General features: G+C 73.7%; 15 protein-coding genes and 2 pseudogenes. 11 read left to right on the top strand and 6 right to left on the bottom strand.

The genetic code is table 11. The features are described 5' to 3' along the window. Window positions 1–419: pseudogene (locus tag ACIQWA_RS13030) on the bottom strand (hypothetical protein); the annotation flags it as partial. 110 nt (window positions 420–529) lie between these two features. Between ACIQWA_RS13030 and ACIQWA_RS13025 the strand changes: the two are divergent. Both ACIQWA_RS13025 and ppgK read left to right on the top strand, forming a co-directional pair. After that, window positions 530–1,507 (top strand): 4-hydroxy-3-methylbut-2-enyl diphosphate reductase, encoded by a 978-nt coding sequence (locus ACIQWA_RS13025; RefSeq protein WP_402481580.1) that lies wholly within the window; start codon window positions 530–532, stop codon window positions 1,505–1,507. A gap of 189 nt (window positions 1,508–1,696) precedes the next feature. Continuing rightward, window positions 1,697–2,443, top strand: coding sequence for a polyphosphate--glucose phosphotransferase (gene ppgK, locus ACIQWA_RS13020; RefSeq protein WP_402481577.1), 747 nt, complete (start codon window positions 1,697–1,699; stop codon window positions 2,441–2,443). A gap of 19 nt (window positions 2,444–2,462) precedes the next feature. Here the strand turns inward: ppgK and ACIQWA_RS13015 are convergent, their stop codons facing one another. Continuing rightward, a complete protein-coding gene (locus ACIQWA_RS13015) occupies window positions 2,463–3,053 on the bottom strand; it encodes a DUF6542 domain-containing protein (protein ID WP_402481575.1) in 591 nt (196 codons plus the stop codon). Between the two features lie 165 nt (window positions 3,054–3,218). Here ACIQWA_RS13015 and ACIQWA_RS13010 point away from each other — a divergent pair, with 165 nt between their 5' ends. The 4 genes from ACIQWA_RS13010 to ACIQWA_RS12995 all read left to right on the top strand — a co-directional run bounded on the left by ACIQWA_RS13010 (window position 3,219) and on the right by ACIQWA_RS12995 (window position 5,472). Beyond that, a complete protein-coding gene (locus tag ACIQWA_RS13010; RefSeq protein ID WP_402481572.1) occupies window positions 3,219–3,611 on the top strand; it encodes a VOC family protein in 393 nt (130 codons plus the stop codon). A gap of 84 nt (window positions 3,612–3,695) precedes the next feature. Beyond that, complete coding sequence (ychF, locus tag ACIQWA_RS13005) at window positions 3,696–4,769, top strand: redox-regulated ATPase YchF (protein WP_360230940.1); 1,074 nt, start codon at window positions 3,696–3,698, stop codon at window positions 4,767–4,769. A gap of 170 nt (window positions 4,770–4,939) precedes the next feature. Further along, a complete protein-coding gene (locus ACIQWA_RS13000; RefSeq protein WP_350636996.1) occupies window positions 4,940–5,221 on the top strand; it encodes a type II toxin-antitoxin system prevent-host-death family antitoxin in 282 nt (93 codons plus the stop codon). After that, window positions 5,218–5,472 carry a Txe/YoeB family addiction module toxin gene (locus ACIQWA_RS12995; RefSeq protein ID WP_402481568.1) on the top strand — a complete coding sequence of 85 codons (255 nt, stop codon included), beginning with the start codon at window positions 5,218–5,220 and terminating at the stop codon, window positions 5,470–5,472. Before ACIQWA_RS13000 ends, ACIQWA_RS12995 begins: the two co-directional genes overlap by 4 nt. A 191-nt stretch (window positions 5,473–5,663) precedes the next feature. Here the strand turns inward: ACIQWA_RS12995 and ACIQWA_RS12990 are convergent, their stop codons facing one another. The 4 genes and pseudogenes from ACIQWA_RS12990 to ACIQWA_RS12975 all read right to left on the bottom strand — a co-directional run bounded on the left by ACIQWA_RS12990 (window position 5,664) and on the right by ACIQWA_RS12975 (window position 8,139). Further along, entirely contained in the window at window positions 5,664–5,924 is a 261-nt protein-coding gene (locus ACIQWA_RS12990; protein WP_402481565.1) for a Txe/YoeB family addiction module toxin, read from the bottom strand. Next, on the bottom strand, window positions 5,921–6,178 hold the full coding sequence (locus ACIQWA_RS12985) for a type II toxin-antitoxin system prevent-host-death family antitoxin (RefSeq protein ID WP_360230936.1): 258 nt from the start codon (window positions 6,176–6,178) through the stop codon (window positions 5,921–5,923). The genes ACIQWA_RS12990 and ACIQWA_RS12985 overlap by 4 nt, the downstream gene beginning before the upstream one ends. A gap of 86 nt (window positions 6,179–6,264) precedes the next feature. Continuing rightward, window positions 6,265–6,930, bottom strand: a complete 666-nt coding sequence (locus ACIQWA_RS12980) for an HAD-IA family hydrolase (RefSeq protein ID WP_402481562.1) — start codon at window positions 6,928–6,930, stop codon at window positions 6,265–6,267. A gap of 61 nt (window positions 6,931–6,991) precedes the next feature. Continuing rightward, window positions 6,992–8,139, bottom strand: a pseudogene (locus ACIQWA_RS12975) (dihydrofolate reductase family protein). A gap of 233 nt (window positions 8,140–8,372) precedes the next feature. Here ACIQWA_RS12975 and ACIQWA_RS12970 point away from each other — a divergent pair. The 5 genes from ACIQWA_RS12970 to ACIQWA_RS12950 all read left to right on the top strand — a co-directional run bounded on the left by ACIQWA_RS12970 (window position 8,373) and on the right by ACIQWA_RS12950 (window position 14,531). Beyond that, window positions 8,373–9,212 carry a methyltransferase domain-containing protein gene (locus ACIQWA_RS12970; RefSeq protein WP_402481559.1) on the top strand — a complete coding sequence of 280 codons (840 nt, stop codon included), beginning with the start codon at window positions 8,373–8,375 and terminating at the stop codon, window positions 9,210–9,212. A gap of 133 nt (window positions 9,213–9,345) precedes the next feature. Continuing rightward, a complete protein-coding gene (locus ACIQWA_RS12965; RefSeq protein ID WP_402481558.1) occupies window positions 9,346–10,740 on the top strand; it encodes a DUF4190 domain-containing protein in 1,395 nt (464 codons plus the stop codon). 283 nt (window positions 10,741–11,023) lie between these two features. Then, entirely contained in the window at window positions 11,024–11,188 is a 165-nt protein-coding gene (locus ACIQWA_RS12960; protein ID WP_360230928.1) for an SPOR domain-containing protein, read from the top strand. 10 nt (window positions 11,189–11,198) lie between these two features. After that, entirely contained in the window at window positions 11,199–11,633 is a 435-nt protein-coding gene (locus ACIQWA_RS12955; RefSeq protein ID WP_360230926.1) for an NUDIX domain-containing protein, read from the top strand. Window positions 11,634–11,783: 150 nt separating this feature from the next. Then, window positions 11,784–14,531, top strand: coding sequence for a SpoIIE family protein phosphatase (locus ACIQWA_RS12950; protein ID WP_402481553.1), 2,748 nt, complete (start codon window positions 11,784–11,786; stop codon window positions 14,529–14,531). Window positions 14,532–14,785 lie beyond the last annotated feature (254 nt).

Raw genomic sequence — 14,785 nt, 5'->3', positions numbered from 1 at the left:
ACCACGACGGAGCCCCGTCCGGAACCTCTCCGGGCGGGGCTTTTCCTTGCGGTTACTGGGCTCTGTGGGAGTTCACAGGGTGTACTGTCTATCGGGATCAGCAGGTAGTCCAGCATCGCCATCCACCCGGCGATGAACCCCGGTCCCTCGCCCAGCCCGGCCCGCGCGTAGGCGAACACCGAGCCGGTCTGCGGCACCGCGCGGACCATCTGGGCGTACGAGAAGGCGGTGAAGCCCATCGCGACCGTCGCCGCCAGGTAGACGGCCGCCACGGCGCCGTGGCTCCGGGCGTCCAGCACGCCGAAGACGCCGACCGGGGCCATCGGGGCGATGAACAGCAGCCCGTAGACCATCAGATCGCGGACGCCCAGGGTGCGGCGCAGGCCGCTCGGCGTCGGCTGCTCGTTCACAGCGCTCATGGAGACCAGATTTGAGCAGATTCCGACCCTTTGCGACCGGAAAGCATCCGCCCTGCCCGGGGCGGCCCGCCCCGGGCGGTGGGACTCCCGGTCGCCCGTACGATGGGGGCATGTCCAACACCGCGCAGCGCCGTGTCCTGCTCGCCGCCCCCCGGGGCTACTGCGCGGGTGTCGACCGCGCCGTGATCGCCGTGGAGAAGGCCCTGGAGCAGTACGGGGCGCCCATCTACGTCCGCAAGCAGATCGTCCACAACAAGTACGTGGTGCAGACCCTGGAGAAGAAGGGCGCGATCTTCGTCGACAAGACGGAGGAGGTGCCCGAGGGCTCGATCGTGGTGTTCTCCGCGCACGGCGTCGCCCCGTCCGTCCACGACGAGGCGCGGGCCGGCAAGCTCGCCACCGTCGACGCCACCTGCCCGCTGGTCACCAAGGTGCACAAGGAGGCCGTGCGCTTCGCCGACGAGGGCTACGACATCCTGCTGGTGGGCCACGAGGGCCACGAGGAGGTCATCGGCACCATGGGCGAGGCCCCGGACCGGATCCACCTGGTGGACGGCGCCGAGGACGTCGCCAACGTCCAGGTGCGGGACGAGTCCAAGATCGTCTGGCTCTCCCAGACCACCCTCTCGGTGGACGAGACCATGGCCACCGTCGGCGAGCTGAAGAAGCGCTTCCCGGCGCTGGTCAGCCCGCCCAGCGACGACATCTGCTACGCGACCCAGAACCGCCAGGTCGCGGTCAAGCAGCTGGCCCCGGAGACCGACCTGCTGATCGTGGTCGGCTCCAAGAACTCCTCCAACTCGGTCCGCCTGGTCGAGGTCGGCCTGGAGTACGGCGCCAAGGCCGCCCACCTGGTCGACTTCGCCGAGGAGATCCAGGAGTCCTGGCTGGAGGGCGTCACCACGGTCGGCCTGACCAGCGGCGCCTCGGTGCCGGAGATCCTGGTCGACGGCGTGCTGGAGTTCCTGGCCGCGCGCGGCTACGACACGGTGGAGACGGTCAAGACCGCCGAGGAGCACCTGACCTTCTCGCTCCCCAAGGAGCTGCGCCGCGACCTGCGCGCCGAGGCGGCCGGCAAGCTCCAGTAGGGCGTGTCCGACACGCCCCGGGCCTGCCACGACGGACCCGGTACCCCGCGCGGGGTACCGGGTCCGTCGCGGTGAGTGGGCCCGTCGATTGCGCTGCGCCCCCGCCCGGGCTCTCGTAGCTTTGTGCACAGGCTGTGGACGAGCCGGTCGACGGCCGAACGGCGGAAGCGAACGGCGGAAGGCGGAACGATGACGGCGGTATTCGGCGTGGACATCGGCGGCTCGGGCATCAAGGGCGCCCCGGTCGACCTCGCCCGGGGCGCCCTCACCCAGGAGCGGTACAAGGTGCTCACCCCGCAGCCGTCCGAGCCCGGGGCCGTGGTCGCCGCCGTTCGCGAGGTGGTCCGCCACTTCGACCACCAGGGGCCGGTCGGGCTGACCTTCCCCGGGGTGGTGGTCGGCGGCCGCACCCGGACCGCGGCCAACGTGGACAAGGGCTGGATCGACCTGGACGCCGAAGGCCTCTTCCGCGACGCGCTGGGCCTGCCCGCGACCGTGCTCAACGACGCGGACGCGGCCGGACTCGCCGAGACCGAGCACGGCGCCGGGCGGGGCCAGTCGGGCGTGGTCCTGGTGCTCACCTTCGGCACCGGCATCGGCAGCGCGCTCTTCGTGGACGGCACGCTGGTGCCCAACACCGAACTGGGCCACCTGGAGCTGCGCGGCAAGGACGCCGAGCGGCGGGCCTCCTCGGCCGCCAAGGAGCGGCACGACCTGAGCTGGGAGCAGTGGGCCGAGCGGGTCGACGAGTACCTGGACCTGGTGGAGATGCTGTTCTCCCCGCAACTGATCGTGATCGGCGGCGGGGTGAGCCGCAAGCACGACAAGTTCCTGCCGCTGCTGAGGGAGCGCGGGGCGCGGGTGGTGCCGGCGGAACTGCGCAACGACGCCGGCATCGTCGGGGCCGCCATGGCGGCGGCCCGGGCGGCGGGCTGACGGCCCACGCGCCGGGCCGTCAGCGGGAGCGGTGGATCCGGCGCTGGGCGACGAAGCGGGCGAGCACGATCAGCGCGGCCAGCCCGGTGCCGGAGAACAGCCAGCCGGCCCGCAGCGCCAGCCCGGTCGCCAGCGCCACCACCTGGGCGGTGATGCCGGAGGAGCCGACCGGGGCGAGCGCCAGCAGCGCCACGGCGAAGGCGATCGGCCCGCTGATCGGGGCGGCCAGCAGGTCGGCGTAGCGGACCCGGACGGCCAGCTGGAAGCAGACCACCAGGTAGCCGAGGCCGAACAGCCAGCCGAGGTCGTCGAAGAGCAGCCGGTCCACTCCGGCCACCGCCAGCGTGGCCAGCACCGCGACCACGCCGGTGCCGATCGCGGTCAGCCGGGTCGGCCGGCCGGTCCGGCGCCGTCCGTACACGCGCAGCCGGCGCTGCGGGGACGGGCGCGCGGCGGGCCGGTCGGCCACCGGGCGCAGCCGGGACGGGGGAGCCGCGGGGGCTCCGGCGCTCTCGGGCGCCCGGCCGGGACCGGGGACGGCGGCCGGGGCCGCGCCGGTCGGCGGACGGCGTCTGGGCCCTGGCGGCTGGGTACGGATGCTCTGCTCCACCCGCCCAACGTACGGTCCGATCATCGCCACACTGTGTAATGGACCGTTCAGGTCTTGCCCCGTGTCCCCGCATGGCGTACTCCTGTGATCGTTACTCAAGGGGCTGACCTGCTCGGCCGAGTCGACACATCATGATCATCAGATCACCGTACGGGGGACGACCGCATGACCGCCGACTTCACCTTCGAACGCCTCGACCACGTCCAGCTCGACATCCCGGCCGGCGCCGAGGACGAGTGCCGCGCCTTCTGGTCCGGTGTGCTCGGGATGACCGAGCTCCCGAAGCCCCCGGTGCTGGCGGCGCGCGGCGGCTGCTGGTTCCGCGGCGGCGGGGTCGAGGTGCACCTCGGCGTCACCCCGGACTTCCGCCCGGCCCGCAAGGGGCACCCGGGGATCCTGGTGAGCTCGCTGGACGCCCTGGCCGAGCGGCTCGCCGCGCACGGCCACGAGGTCACCTGGGACGACCACCACCCCGGCCACCGCCGCTTCTACTCCGCCGACCGGCTGGGCAACCGGCTGGAGTTCCTGGAGCCGCTGCCCGCGCCGACCGAGGCGTGAGCCCCGGCAGGCGCTGCCCGTAGACTTGGGGGTCGGCCCGTACGGTGCCGACCCAACTCCTCCAAGCCCACGGGACTGCGCTTCATGTCGCTCACGATCGGAATCGTCGGCCTGCCGAACGTCGGCAAGTCGACCCTGTTCAACGCCCTGACCAAGAACGACGTGCTGGCGGCCAACTACCCGTTCGCCACCATCGAGCCGAACGTCGGCGTCGTCGGCGTCCCGGACGCGCGGCTGGCCAAGCTCGCCGAGATCTTCGGCTCGCAGCGCATCCTCCCGGCCACCGTCGACTTCGTCGACATCGCCGGCATCGTGCGCGGCGCCAGCGAGGGTGAGGGCCTGGGCAACAAGTTCCTCGCCAACATCCGCGAGTCGGACGCGATCTGCCAGGTCGTGCGCGCCTTCACCGACCCGGACGTGGTGCACGTGGACGGCAAGGTGTCGCCCAAGGACGACATCGAGACCATCCACACCGAGCTGATCCTGGCCGACCTCCAGACCATCGAGAAGGTCCTGCCGCGGCTCCAGAAGGAGGCGCGCCTCAAGAAGGACACCGCCCCCGTGCTGGCCGCCGCCGAGGCCGCCCAGGCGGTCCTGGAGACCGGCAAGACCCTCTTCGAGGCCGGCTTCGACACCGCCCCGATCCGCGAGCTGCACCTGCTGACCGCCAAGCCCTTCCTCTACGTCTTCAACGTGGACGAGGACGAGCTGGCCGACGAGGACTTCAAGAACGCCCAGCGCGCGCTGGTCGCCCCGGCCGAGGCGATCTTCCTCAACGCCAAGATCGAGTCCGAGCTGATCGAGCTCGACGACGCCGAGGCCCTCGAACTCCTCCAGTCCATGGGCCAGGAGGAGCCCGGCCTCGCCACCCTCGCCCGGGTCGGCTTCGACACCCTCGGCCTGCAGACCTACCTCACGGCCGGCCCGAAGGAGACCCGCGCCTGGACCATCAAGAAGGGCGCCACCGCCCCCGAGGCCGCCGGAGTCATCCACACCGACTTCCAGAAGGGCTTCATCAAGGCCGAGGTGATCTCCTTCGACGACCTGGTCGAGACCGGCTCCATCGCCGAGGCCCGCTCCAAGGGCAAGGCCCGCATCGAGGGCAAGGAATACATCATGCAGGACGGCGACGTCGTGGAGTTCCGCTTCAACGTCTGACCGGCCGCCACACCCGAAGGGGCCGGACTCCCACAGGAGTCCGGCCCTCTCCTCGTTGCCGTGCTGGCTCGGTGCTGACTTTCGGGCGCCCCCACCGGTCGTCGAGCCACTCGGAAGCGCACTCGGGTGGTACGTTATTCGGTACCACTCGCCCTTAGGGGGTACGCGTCATGTCCATCACCGCGAGCGAGGCCCGCAGGGATCTCTTCCCGTTGATCAAGAAGGTCAACGAGGATCACGACGCCATCGAGATCGTGTCCAAGCACGGAAACGCTGTGCTCGTCTCTGCCGAGGACTATGCCGCCCTGCGTGAGGGCTCGTACCTCCTGCGTTCGCCGGCGAACGCGCGTCGCCTGCTCAAGGCGTACGACAATGCGCTGAACGGCACAGGGCTCTCCGAGCGCACACTCATCGACCCCGACTCGGCTGATGCCGGGCGGGGTGTCGAGTGAGGCTCGTCTTCGAAGAACAGGGCTGGGAGGACTACACGTCCTGGCTCAAGAACGACCGCAAGATGCTCGCGAGGATCAACAAGCTCATCGAGGACGTGTTGCGCGACCCGTTCACCGGCATCGGCAAGCCCGAGCCGCTGAAGTACCACCTGCCCGGGGCCTGGTCGCGGCGGATCGACGACGAGCACCGCCTCGTCTACCTGGTGACGGACCGGGAGATCATCGTTCTGGCCGCCCGCTACCACTACTGATGGCTGGCCGTGTGCTCGATGTCAGGTGCCGTAGCTGGTGGAGCGGTGCCCGACGTGCACGACCCACACCACCAGTTTCCACAGGTCGCAGCCCTGTGCTGAATGTTCCGCTGCAACGTCTGACCGGCCGCCATGCCCGAAGGGGCCGGACTCCCGCGGGAGTCCGGCCCCTTCGGGGTTGTCCGGCCGGCTCAGTTCTCGTAGTGGTAGCGGCACTGGGCGATCAGGATCGAGTCGTCGGTGACCTTGTAGATCAAGCGGTGCTCGTCGTTGATCCGGCGCGACCAGTAGCCCTGGAACCCGTGCTTGAGCGGTTCCGGTTTGCCGATCCCCTCGTTGCCGTTGCGCGCGACGTCGGCGATGAGCGTGTTGATCCGCCTGGGGGTCTTGCGGTCCTGGGCCTGCCACCACAGGTAGTCCTCCCAGGCGCGGGAGGCGAAGGTGATCTTCACTCCGGGTCCGCCAGCTCCCGTACGGTCCCTCCGCCGTTCTCCAGCTCCTCGATGGAGGCCAGCAGGCGGCGGGCGTTCGCGGGGCTGCGCAGGAGGTAGGCGGTCTCCTTGAGGGACTGGTAGTCCTCCAGCGAGACGATGACCACCGGTTCGTGCCCGGCGCGGGTGATCACTATCTCCTCGCGGTCGTCCGTGACCGCGTTGAGCACCTCGGCATAGCGTGCGCGGGACTCCGAGTAGGTCATCGTCCTCATGGCTCGACTCCCCTTCGATAGGTACAAGAAACTGTACGCCCGCGCCGGTACGGCGACAAGCTGCGAATCCTCCTTCGGGCCGGGGGTCAGGGGTGGACGGTGAGGGTGAGGGTGCCGTCGGGGGAGGGGGTGACGGTGACGGCGGTGAGGGTGGGGGCGAGGGCGTCCGGGTGGTGGGCGGCGGCGCGGGGGCCGATGCCGATGACGCGCATGCCGGCGGCGCGGGCGGCGGCGATGCCGGCGCCGGAGTCCTCGAAGGCGACGCAGTCGGCGGGGGCGAAGCCGAGGGCGGCGGCGCCCTTGAGGAAGCCCTCGGGGTCGGGCTTGCTGGCGCCGACGGACTCGGCGGTGACCAGGACGGGCGGCATCGGCAGGCCGGCGGCGTCCATCCGGACCCGGGCGAGCGGGAGGTCGGCGGAGGTGACCAGGGCGTGCGGCAGGCCGGCCAGCGAGGCGAGGAAGGCGTCGGCGCCGGGGACCTGGACGACGCCCTCGGTGTCGGCCCGCTCCTCGGCGAGCATCCGCTCGTTCTCGGTGAGGTTCTCCTCGACCGGGCGGTGCGGCAGCAGTTCGGCCATGGTCGCGTGGCCCTGGCGGCCGTGGACGACGGTGAGCGCCGCGACGGGGTCGAGGCCGTGCCGCTCGGCCCAGCGGGTCCAGCAGCGCTCGACCACGGCGTCGGAGTTGACCAGGGTGCCGTCCATGTCGAGGAGGAGGGCGCGGGTGGTGAACCGGACGGGGGTGGCGGTCATGGGGCGGCTCCTGGAGGCGCGGAGGAGAAGTGAGCTCTTTGTTTCTGAATGATACAAAAGATCACGGGAGCAGGTGGGCGTTGACCGCCCGGGCCTCCGCGGCCAGCTCCGGCAGCTCCACCACCTCGACCCCGGCCGCCTCCAACAGCGCGGTGCCCTGGCAGTCGGTGACGAAGAGGTCCGGCTCACGCCAGGCGACCACCACCCGGGGCACGCCCGCCGCGATGAGCAGCCGGGCGCACGGCACCGGGCGGGAGGCGCGCTGCCCGCAGGGCTCCAGGCTGCTGTAGACGGTCGCCCCGCGCAGTCGGGGGTCGCCCGCCGGGAGCTTGGCCAGGGCCGCCTCCTCGGCGTGGTCGTGCGCGTCCGCCTCCCGGCTGTAGCCCTCCGCCAGCACCTCGCCGTCGGCGCCGACGACCACCGCGCCGACCGAGAAGGCCGTCCCGGAGGGCGGGCAGCGGCGGGAGAGTTCGACGGCCCGGCGCAGGTGGTCGAGGTCGGTGGCGGCGGGGCGGTTCACGGCGCGGGCTCCTTCGGGGCGTACCTGAGCAGGACGACGTCGCCCACCGTACGTGCCTCCAGCAGTCGCATCCGCCGGGTCGGGCCGCCGGGGAACGCGGCCGGGCCGACGAACCGCGGCGCCCCGGGCTGGCCGACCAGCAGCGGGGCGACGGCCAACTGGAGCTCGTCCGCCAGGCCCTGGGCGAGGAACTGGGTGTGCACCCCGCTGCCGCCCTCGACCATCAGCCGGCGCACCCCGCGCGCGCCCAGGTCGTCCAGCACCGCGCCGAGGTCGACCGAGTCGCCGAGCGCGACCACCTCGGCCAGCCCGTCGAGCCGGGGCCGCAGCACCGCCGCCCCCGCCTCGGTGGTGTAGGCGAGCTTCGCGCCGCCGGTGTGCCAGAACCGCAGGTCGGCGTCGAGGGCGCCGCTCGCGCTGAGCGTTACCTTGAGCGGGTGCTCCGGCCGCCCGGCGGCCGCCCGGGCGGCCCGTCGCGCGGGGTCGTTGACCAGCAGGCGCGGGTTGTCGGCGCGCAGGGTGTTGCCGCCGACCAGGATCGCGTCGGCGGCTGCCCGCTCCTGGTCGACCCGGTCGAAGTCGGCGGCGCCGGAGAGCAGCAGGCGGTCGGGGGAGGCGTCGTCGAGGTGGCCGTCGAGGGAGACGGCGGCGCTCAGCAGGACGAAGGGGCGCTGGCCGGGGCCGGGCATGGGCGGACCGTTCTCTCGGGGCCGTTCGGGATGTTCGGGGCTGTTCGGGATGTTCGGGGACGTTCGGGGCTGCTCGGGGCCGTTCGGTCGGGCGCCTCCACGGTACGGCCGCCGGTGCCGGCGGGGTCGCCCGATGGTCGCCATGTGAGACGGTTCTTCTCGCCATCCGGGACAGGGCGTAGCGTCGGAGCATCGCGGAAACGGAAACACCGACCACGCCTCAGGGGGGACCCATGCCCGGACCGCAGCCTGCCACCGCCTACACCCACGGCCACCAGGAGGCCGTGCTGCGCTCGCACCGCTCCCGTACCGCCGCCGACTCGGCCGGCTACCTGCTGGCCGAACTGCGGCCCGGCCAGGCGCTGCTGGACGTCGGCTGCGGCCCGGGCACGATCACCGCCGACCTGGCCGAGCTGGTCGGCCCCGGCGGGCGGGTGGTGGCCGTGGACACCTCCGCCGAGGTGCTCGAGCAGGCTGCCGGGTACGTCGCCGGGCGCGGCCTGGCCAATGTCGTGTTCGAGCTGGCCGACGTGCACGAACTGCCGTACCGGGACGGCGAGTTCGACGTGGTGCACGCCCACCAGGTGCTGCAGCACGTGGCCGATCCGGTGGCCGCGCTGCGCGAGATGGGCCGGGTGACGGCGCCCGGCGGGCTGGTCGCCGCCCGGGACGTCGACTACGCGACGATGACCTGGTTCCCGCAGGCGCCCGCGCTGGAGCGCTGGCTGGAGCTCTACCGGCGGACCGCCCGGGCCAACGGCGGCGAGCCGGACGCCGGGCGGCGGCTGCTGTCCTGGGCCCGGGCGGCCGGTCTGACCGACGTCACCGCGAGCACCGGCACCTGGACGTTCGCGACGCCCGAACGGCGCGAGTGGTGGGCCGGGATGTGGGCGGACCGGGTGACCGGGACGGCCTTCGGTCGGACGGCGGTGGAACGGGGCTTCGCGGAGCCCGCCGAGCTGGAGCAGATCGCGGCCGGCTGGCGGGAGTGGAGCGCCGCCGAGGACGGCTGGTTCTCGATGATCCACGGCGAGATCCTGGCCCGGGTCGGGGCGGAGCGGCCGGGGCGGTGACGACGGGGCGGCTGTTCGGAAAGATCGGGTAAAGTCGCGCGACCGTTCAGCTCGGGCCCCTCCGGCCCGGGCGGCGGTGTCGAGAGCCGAAACGCCGAGTCGAGGCCCGCCCCGGCGGGCAGGGGGAGTCCACGTGTCCGAGCCTGAGTCCGCGCCGCCCGCCGCTCCGGGGCCGGACCCGCGGGTGGACTTCCGCAAGGACCCGGGGCAGGAACAGGTGCCGGGGCCGGCCGAGGAGCAGCCGGGCCCGGCGGAGGCAGGGCCGGCCGCCCCCGACCCCGCCCCCGACCCCTGGGCCCCGCCGGCCGAGGCCGGACCCCCGTCCCCGTCGGCCCCGCCCCAGCCACCGCCCCCGCCGCTACCCGCCGGCGGCTGGGCCTCGGTGCCGCCCTCCGCCGAGTCCGGCCTCCAACCCGGCCGCCACGCGCACCCCCAGCCTGGCCCGCACCCCTACCCGCCGTACGTCCTCAACCCGTACGCCCCCCGGCCCGAGCCGCGCACCAACGGCTTCGCCGTCGGCTCGCTGGCGACCGCGCTGAGCCTGCTCTCGCCGCTCGCCCTGGTGCTCGGGATCCTCGCGCTGGTCCAGATCAAGCGCACCGGTCAGCGCGGCCGCGGCATGGCGGTGACCGGCCTGGTGCTCGGGACGGCGGGCACCCTGCTGCTGTCGCTCGCCCTGGGCGCGGGCGACTTCGGCCCCGCGCGGAACGGGCGGGGCGACCGGTACGCCGACAGGCCGCCGGCCGGGTCGGTCCGTTGGTCGGCGTTGAAGGTGGGGGACTGCTACCTCTCCTCGGGGACGAGCGGGCAGCCGGACGAGAACGGCGACGAGACGGTGTACTGGGTGCGCCGGGTGGCCTGCGCGGAGCGGCACAACGGCGAGGTGGCCGGCACCGCGAAGATCCCGGAGAGCAGCGGCGCCTACCCGGGCGCGACGGTCGTCCGCGAGCGGGCCGCCGCGCTGTGCCGCCGGGTGCTCGACGACTACGCGCTGGACCAGTGGGCCGTCCCGGACGGCATGGACGACGTCTACCTCTACCCGAGCGCGGGCAACTGGGCGGCCGGCGAACGGTACGTCACCTGCGCCTTCGAGGACCCGGACGACCAGCACCTGGGGACGGTCCGCACCGACCGCCGCAGCCTGACCTCCGTCCAGCTGGCCTACCTGGAGGCCGTCCGGGGCTTCAACGCGGCCTACCTGGACACCCCGAAGCAGGACGTGGCGGTCGCCGAGGCCGAGTACCGGTCCTGGGCCCGCCGGATGGCCGCCGCCTCCCGGGCCGAGGCCGCCGCGCTGCGCAAGCCGACGGCGGAGTGGCCGACCGACGTCCAGCCGAAGATGGAGAAGCTGGCCGAGACCCAGTCCCAGGCGGCCGTCGCCTGGGACGCCGCGGCCTCCGGCAGCGACGTGGCGGGCGACCTGCGCCGGGCCCGGGCCCTGGTCGCCAGGACGGTGCCGGTCAGTGTGGACATCCGGCGCTCGCTCGGCCTGTCCACCGGCGAGCAGGTGCCCGACCTCCGGGTCTGAGCCCACCCGCCCCGAACCCGCCCGAGCCCGCCCGAGCCCGCCCCGGCCCGGACCCCTCGCCGGGTTACTCGGCGTTAACCCCGCCCGTACCTGCCGGTAGCGCGGGAGCCGTAGGGTCACCCGGGTGTCCCCGGCCAGACCCCCACGCCGGCCGGGGACACCGCGCCCGAACCCGCGCGGGGCCGCGCCGGAACCCGCGCCGGAACCCGCGCCGGAACCCGGGCAAGAACCCGGGCCGCCGGAACCGGAGCCGTGCCCGGGCCCCACCCGCTAGCCTCCCGCCATGAGCACCTTCCGGGTGATGCGGCAGGACGACAACGGCAACCGCTTCCTGGTCGCCGACAACCTGGCCGAGGCCGAGGCGCACCGCCTGGCGGCCGAGTTCGAGGCGCGCGGCCACAAGCAGCTGTACTGGGTCGAGGCCCAGCGCCCGGACCCGGCCCCGTAGGGTCGGGGGCATGGAACAGGCCGGTGAGACCACTGTCGGAACCCCGCCGCGGATCGTCGTCGGCGGGGTGCTGATCCGCGGCGGCCGGGTGCTCGCCGCCCGCCGCAGCTCGCCCGCGTCGGTCGCCGGCCGCTGGGAGTTCCCCGGCGGCAAGGCCGAGCCCGGCGAGACCGAGGCGCAGGCGCTGGAGCGCGAGCTGCTGGAGGAACTGGGCGTACGGGCGCGGGCGCTGCGGCGGCTTTCCGGCGGGTGGGCCGTACGGCCGGGGCTGGAGCTGCGCTTCTGGGCCGCCGAGCTGCTGTCCGGCGAGCCGAGCGCGCTGGAGGACCACGACGAGCTGCGCTGGCTGGGCCCGGCCGAGCTGGACTCGGTGGACTGGATCGGGCACGACCGCGAGGTCCTGCCGCAGGTCGCCGAGCTGCTCGCGGCGGCGGGCGACGCGTAAGCCTCCGGATAGGTCAATCGGACAAGCCGACCCGGCAGCCGGGATAGCCTGGGTTCTGCTGGGTATGTCGCCTTTCGGCACCATTCGTCACCATCGGTGAGCCGTCCCAGCCGGCGACGCCGATCCCGACCAGAGCCGGAGGCCCCGTCGGTGTCGACAACCGGGAACGGCGGCGGGGGAGCGCGCCGGGCAGGCACCGCGGGAGGCGCCGCCGCCCGTGCCCGGCTGCGCCGTGCCGCCGCCGCGGCCGCCCCGCAGCCGCCGTCGTCCGGCCGTCGCCGTGGCGGGCCCGACATCCCGGTCGGCGCCCAGCCGGTCCAGCCCGCGCCGACCCTGGCCGCCCCCGAGCCCGGCGTCCGGCCCGCCCTGCGCAGCCGCCCCGGCCGGCCGTTCCCCGGCGGCCCGGCGGACGCCCGGCAGGGCCTGGACGCGCCGCCCGGGGGCAGCCTGCTGGACATGCTCAAGGTCGCCATCGCGATCCTGGACACCGCGGGCCGGGTGGTGCTGTGGAGCCCGGCCGCCGAGGAACTGCTCGGCTGGCCGAGCGAGCTGCTGGTCGGCCGCCGGATCGACGAGCTGATCCCGGACCAGGAGCAGGTCGCCCGGATCCGGGCCGCGGTCCAGGACACCCTGCGGCACGGCCGCTGGGCGGGCAGCGCCGAACTGCGCGACCGGGACGGCGCGCCGGTCGCCGTGGACGCCCGGATCTCCCTGCTGGTGGACGGCGACGGCACCCCGTTCCTCCAGGTCAACCTGGCCGAGGCGGCCGCCGTACGGGCCATCGAGCGGGACCTCGCGGTGCGCGACGCGCTGTTCGAACAGTCCCCGCTGGGCATCGCGATCCTGGACACCGACCTGCGCTACACCGCCGTCAACCAGACCCTGGCCGAGATGAACGGCGTCGCCCTGGCGGACCACGTCGGCCGCACCACCGGTGAGACCCTGCCCGAGCGGGCCGCCGACGAGATCACCGCGATCCAGCGCCAGGTGCTGGCCACCGGCGAGCCGGTCATCGACGTCACCCTCGCCTCCCCGGTCACCAACCGGGCCGGCTACCGCTCGATCTCCTACAGCCGGATGACCGACCGGGCCGGCCGGGTGCTCGGCATCTCCGGCACCGTGATGGACGTGACGGAGCGTTACCGGGCGGTGGCCAAGGTCGAACACGCCCGGCGCCGGCTCTCGCTGCTCAACGAGTTCGGCTCCCGGGTCGGAGACCTGCTCGACGCCGCGCGGATCGCCCAGGAACTGGCCGGCTCGGTGGTGCCCCGGCTGACCGACCACTCCGCGGTGATCCTGCTCCAGGCCGTCGCGCACGGTGACGACCTGCCCCGGCACGGCCACGACCGGCGCACCTCACTGCTCCAGCTCGGCACCGCCTCCGTCCAGGACGGCCCCGAGGTCGAGGTGATGCTCCGGCGCGGCGCCCGGATCACCTTCGCCGAGGACTCCGCCTGCGGCCGGGTGCTGCGCACCGGCGTGCCCGAGCTGCTGTCCGGCGCCGACCAGCTGGACGACGTCACCTACCCCGGCGACCCCAAGATGCAGGCCGCCCACGACCTGGGCGTGCACTCGATGCTGGTCGTCCCGCTGCGCGCCCGCGGCATCGTGATCGGCCTGCTGCTGGTCAGCCGGGCCGGCTACCGCGAGGGCTTCGACCGGGACGACCTCGCCTTCACCGTCGAACTCGCCGACCGGGCGGGCAGCTCGCTGGACAACGCCCGGCTGTACGCCCGCGAGCGCACCGCCGCGCTCACCCTCCAGCGCACCCTGCTCCCGCAGCAGGTCCCCCAGCCCACCGGTGTCGAGGTCGCCTACCGGTACGTGCCCGGCAGCAGCGGCACCGAGGTCGGCGGCGACTGGTTCGACGTCATCCCGCTGCCCGGCGACCGGACCGCGCTGGTGGTCGGCGACGTGATGGGCCACGGCCTGCGGGCCGCCGCCACGATGGGCCGGCTGCGCACCGCCGTGCGGGTGCTGGCCGCCCTCGACCTGCCGCCGGACGTCCTGCTGCGGCACGTCCACGAGCTGGCCGACGACCTCGCCCAGGGCCCGGACGAGGCGCTGCTCGCCACCTGCGTCTACGCCGTCTTCGACCCGGGCACGGCGAAGCTGACGGTGGCCAAGGCCGGGCACATCCCGCCGGTGCTGGTGGTGCCGGGCGAGGAGGCCGCGGAGCCGACCCGCACCGGCGGGCCGCTGCTCGGCGGCGCCGGGCGGATCCTCGACCTGCCCTCCGGCGCCCCGCTCGGCGTGGGCGGAGTTCCGTTCGAATCCGTCGAACTGAAGATCCCCGAGGGCAGCCTGCTCGCGCTCTGCACCGACGGCCTGGTGGAGTCCCGGGACAAGGACCTCGACGTCGGCCTGGGCCGGCTGCTCACCGTGCTCCAGGAGCCGCACGCCTCCATCCAGGCCGCCTGCGAGGCGGTGCTGGACACCATGGAGCAGGGCCGTGAGCCGGACGACGTCGCCCTGCTGCTGGCCCGGCTCGGGCACGGCCAGGCCGGCACCCCGACGGCCGGCTGGACGCTGCCCGCGGAGCCGACCGCCGTCTCCCGGGCCCGCCGGCTGGTCCGCGCCGCGCTCGCCGAGTGGGGCGTCGAGGACCTCACCGACACCGCGGAGCTGCTGGTCAGCGAGCTGGTCACGAACGCCGTCCGGTACGCCAGCGCCCCGATCGGGGTACGGCTGACGCTCGGCGAGACCCTCCTGGTCGAGATCTCCGACCCGCTGCCGGACCCGCCCCGGGAGCGCCACGCGGCCGAGGCCGACGAGGGCGGCCGGGGCCTGGAGCTGGTCCACCGGCTGGCGCTGCACTGGGGTGCCCGGGCCGAGGGGATCGGCAAGGTCGTCTGGTTCGAGCTGGCCCTGCCGGGTACTGACCCCGGCGAGGAGTGACGCGAGTAGAGCGTCCGGATCGCCAGGAGAACCGTGCTGCAACCATGCTGCAACCGTGCTGCATATGCCAACGGGCGCCCAGGGGGAGCGCGCGCTCCGGAAGGGGGCGCGGGCGTGGCATTGTGGTTGCGCGGGCGGTAGGACAAAAACCTTCGCCCGATCTGATGTTGTGATGTTGAGGGCGTGTGAACGCACCCCTCGATGATGAATACTCGGTCTTCTCGACATCCGGACGGTCGCGGGTTTGGAGGGGT

The organism is Kitasatospora sp. NPDC098652, assembly GCF_044760155.1.
Classification (GTDB): Bacteria; Actinomycetota; Actinomycetes; order Streptomycetales; family Streptomycetaceae; genus Kitasatospora.
The sequence above is the reverse complement of the archived record's forward strand: the minus strand, read 5'-3'. Positions and strand labels throughout refer to the sequence as shown.

What these genes read in the sequence shown, in the direction of transcription:
- ACIQWA_RS13025 (WP_402481580.1), top strand. Translation starts at nt 530, where the DNA reads ATGTCCAACACCGCGCAGCGCCGTGTCCTGCTCGCCGCCCCCCGGGGC.
- ppgK (WP_402481577.1), top strand. Translation starts at nt 1,697, where the DNA reads ATGACGGCGGTATTCGGCGTGGACATCGGCGGCTCGGGCATCAAGGGC.
- ACIQWA_RS13010 (WP_402481572.1), top strand. Translation starts at nt 3,219, where the DNA reads ATGACCGCCGACTTCACCTTCGAACGCCTCGACCACGTCCAGCTCGAC.
- ychF (WP_360230940.1), top strand. Translation starts at nt 3,696, where the DNA reads ATGTCGCTCACGATCGGAATCGTCGGCCTGCCGAACGTCGGCAAGTCG.
- ACIQWA_RS13000 (WP_350636996.1), top strand. Translation starts at nt 4,940, where the DNA reads ATGTCCATCACCGCGAGCGAGGCCCGCAGGGATCTCTTCCCGTTGATC.
- ACIQWA_RS12985 (WP_360230936.1), bottom strand. Translation starts at nt 6,178, where the DNA reads ATGAGGACGATGACCTACTCGGAGTCCCGCGCACGCTATGCCGAGGTG.
- ACIQWA_RS12980 (WP_402481562.1), bottom strand. Translation starts at nt 6,930, where the DNA reads ATGACCGCCACCCCCGTCCGGTTCACCACCCGCGCCCTCCTCCTCGAC.
- ACIQWA_RS12970 (WP_402481559.1), top strand. Translation starts at nt 8,373, where the DNA reads ATGCCCGGACCGCAGCCTGCCACCGCCTACACCCACGGCCACCAGGAG.
- ACIQWA_RS12960 (WP_360230928.1), top strand. Translation starts at nt 11,024, where the DNA reads ATGAGCACCTTCCGGGTGATGCGGCAGGACGACAACGGCAACCGCTTC.
- ACIQWA_RS12955 (WP_360230926.1), top strand. Translation starts at nt 11,199, where the DNA reads ATGGAACAGGCCGGTGAGACCACTGTCGGAACCCCGCCGCGGATCGTC.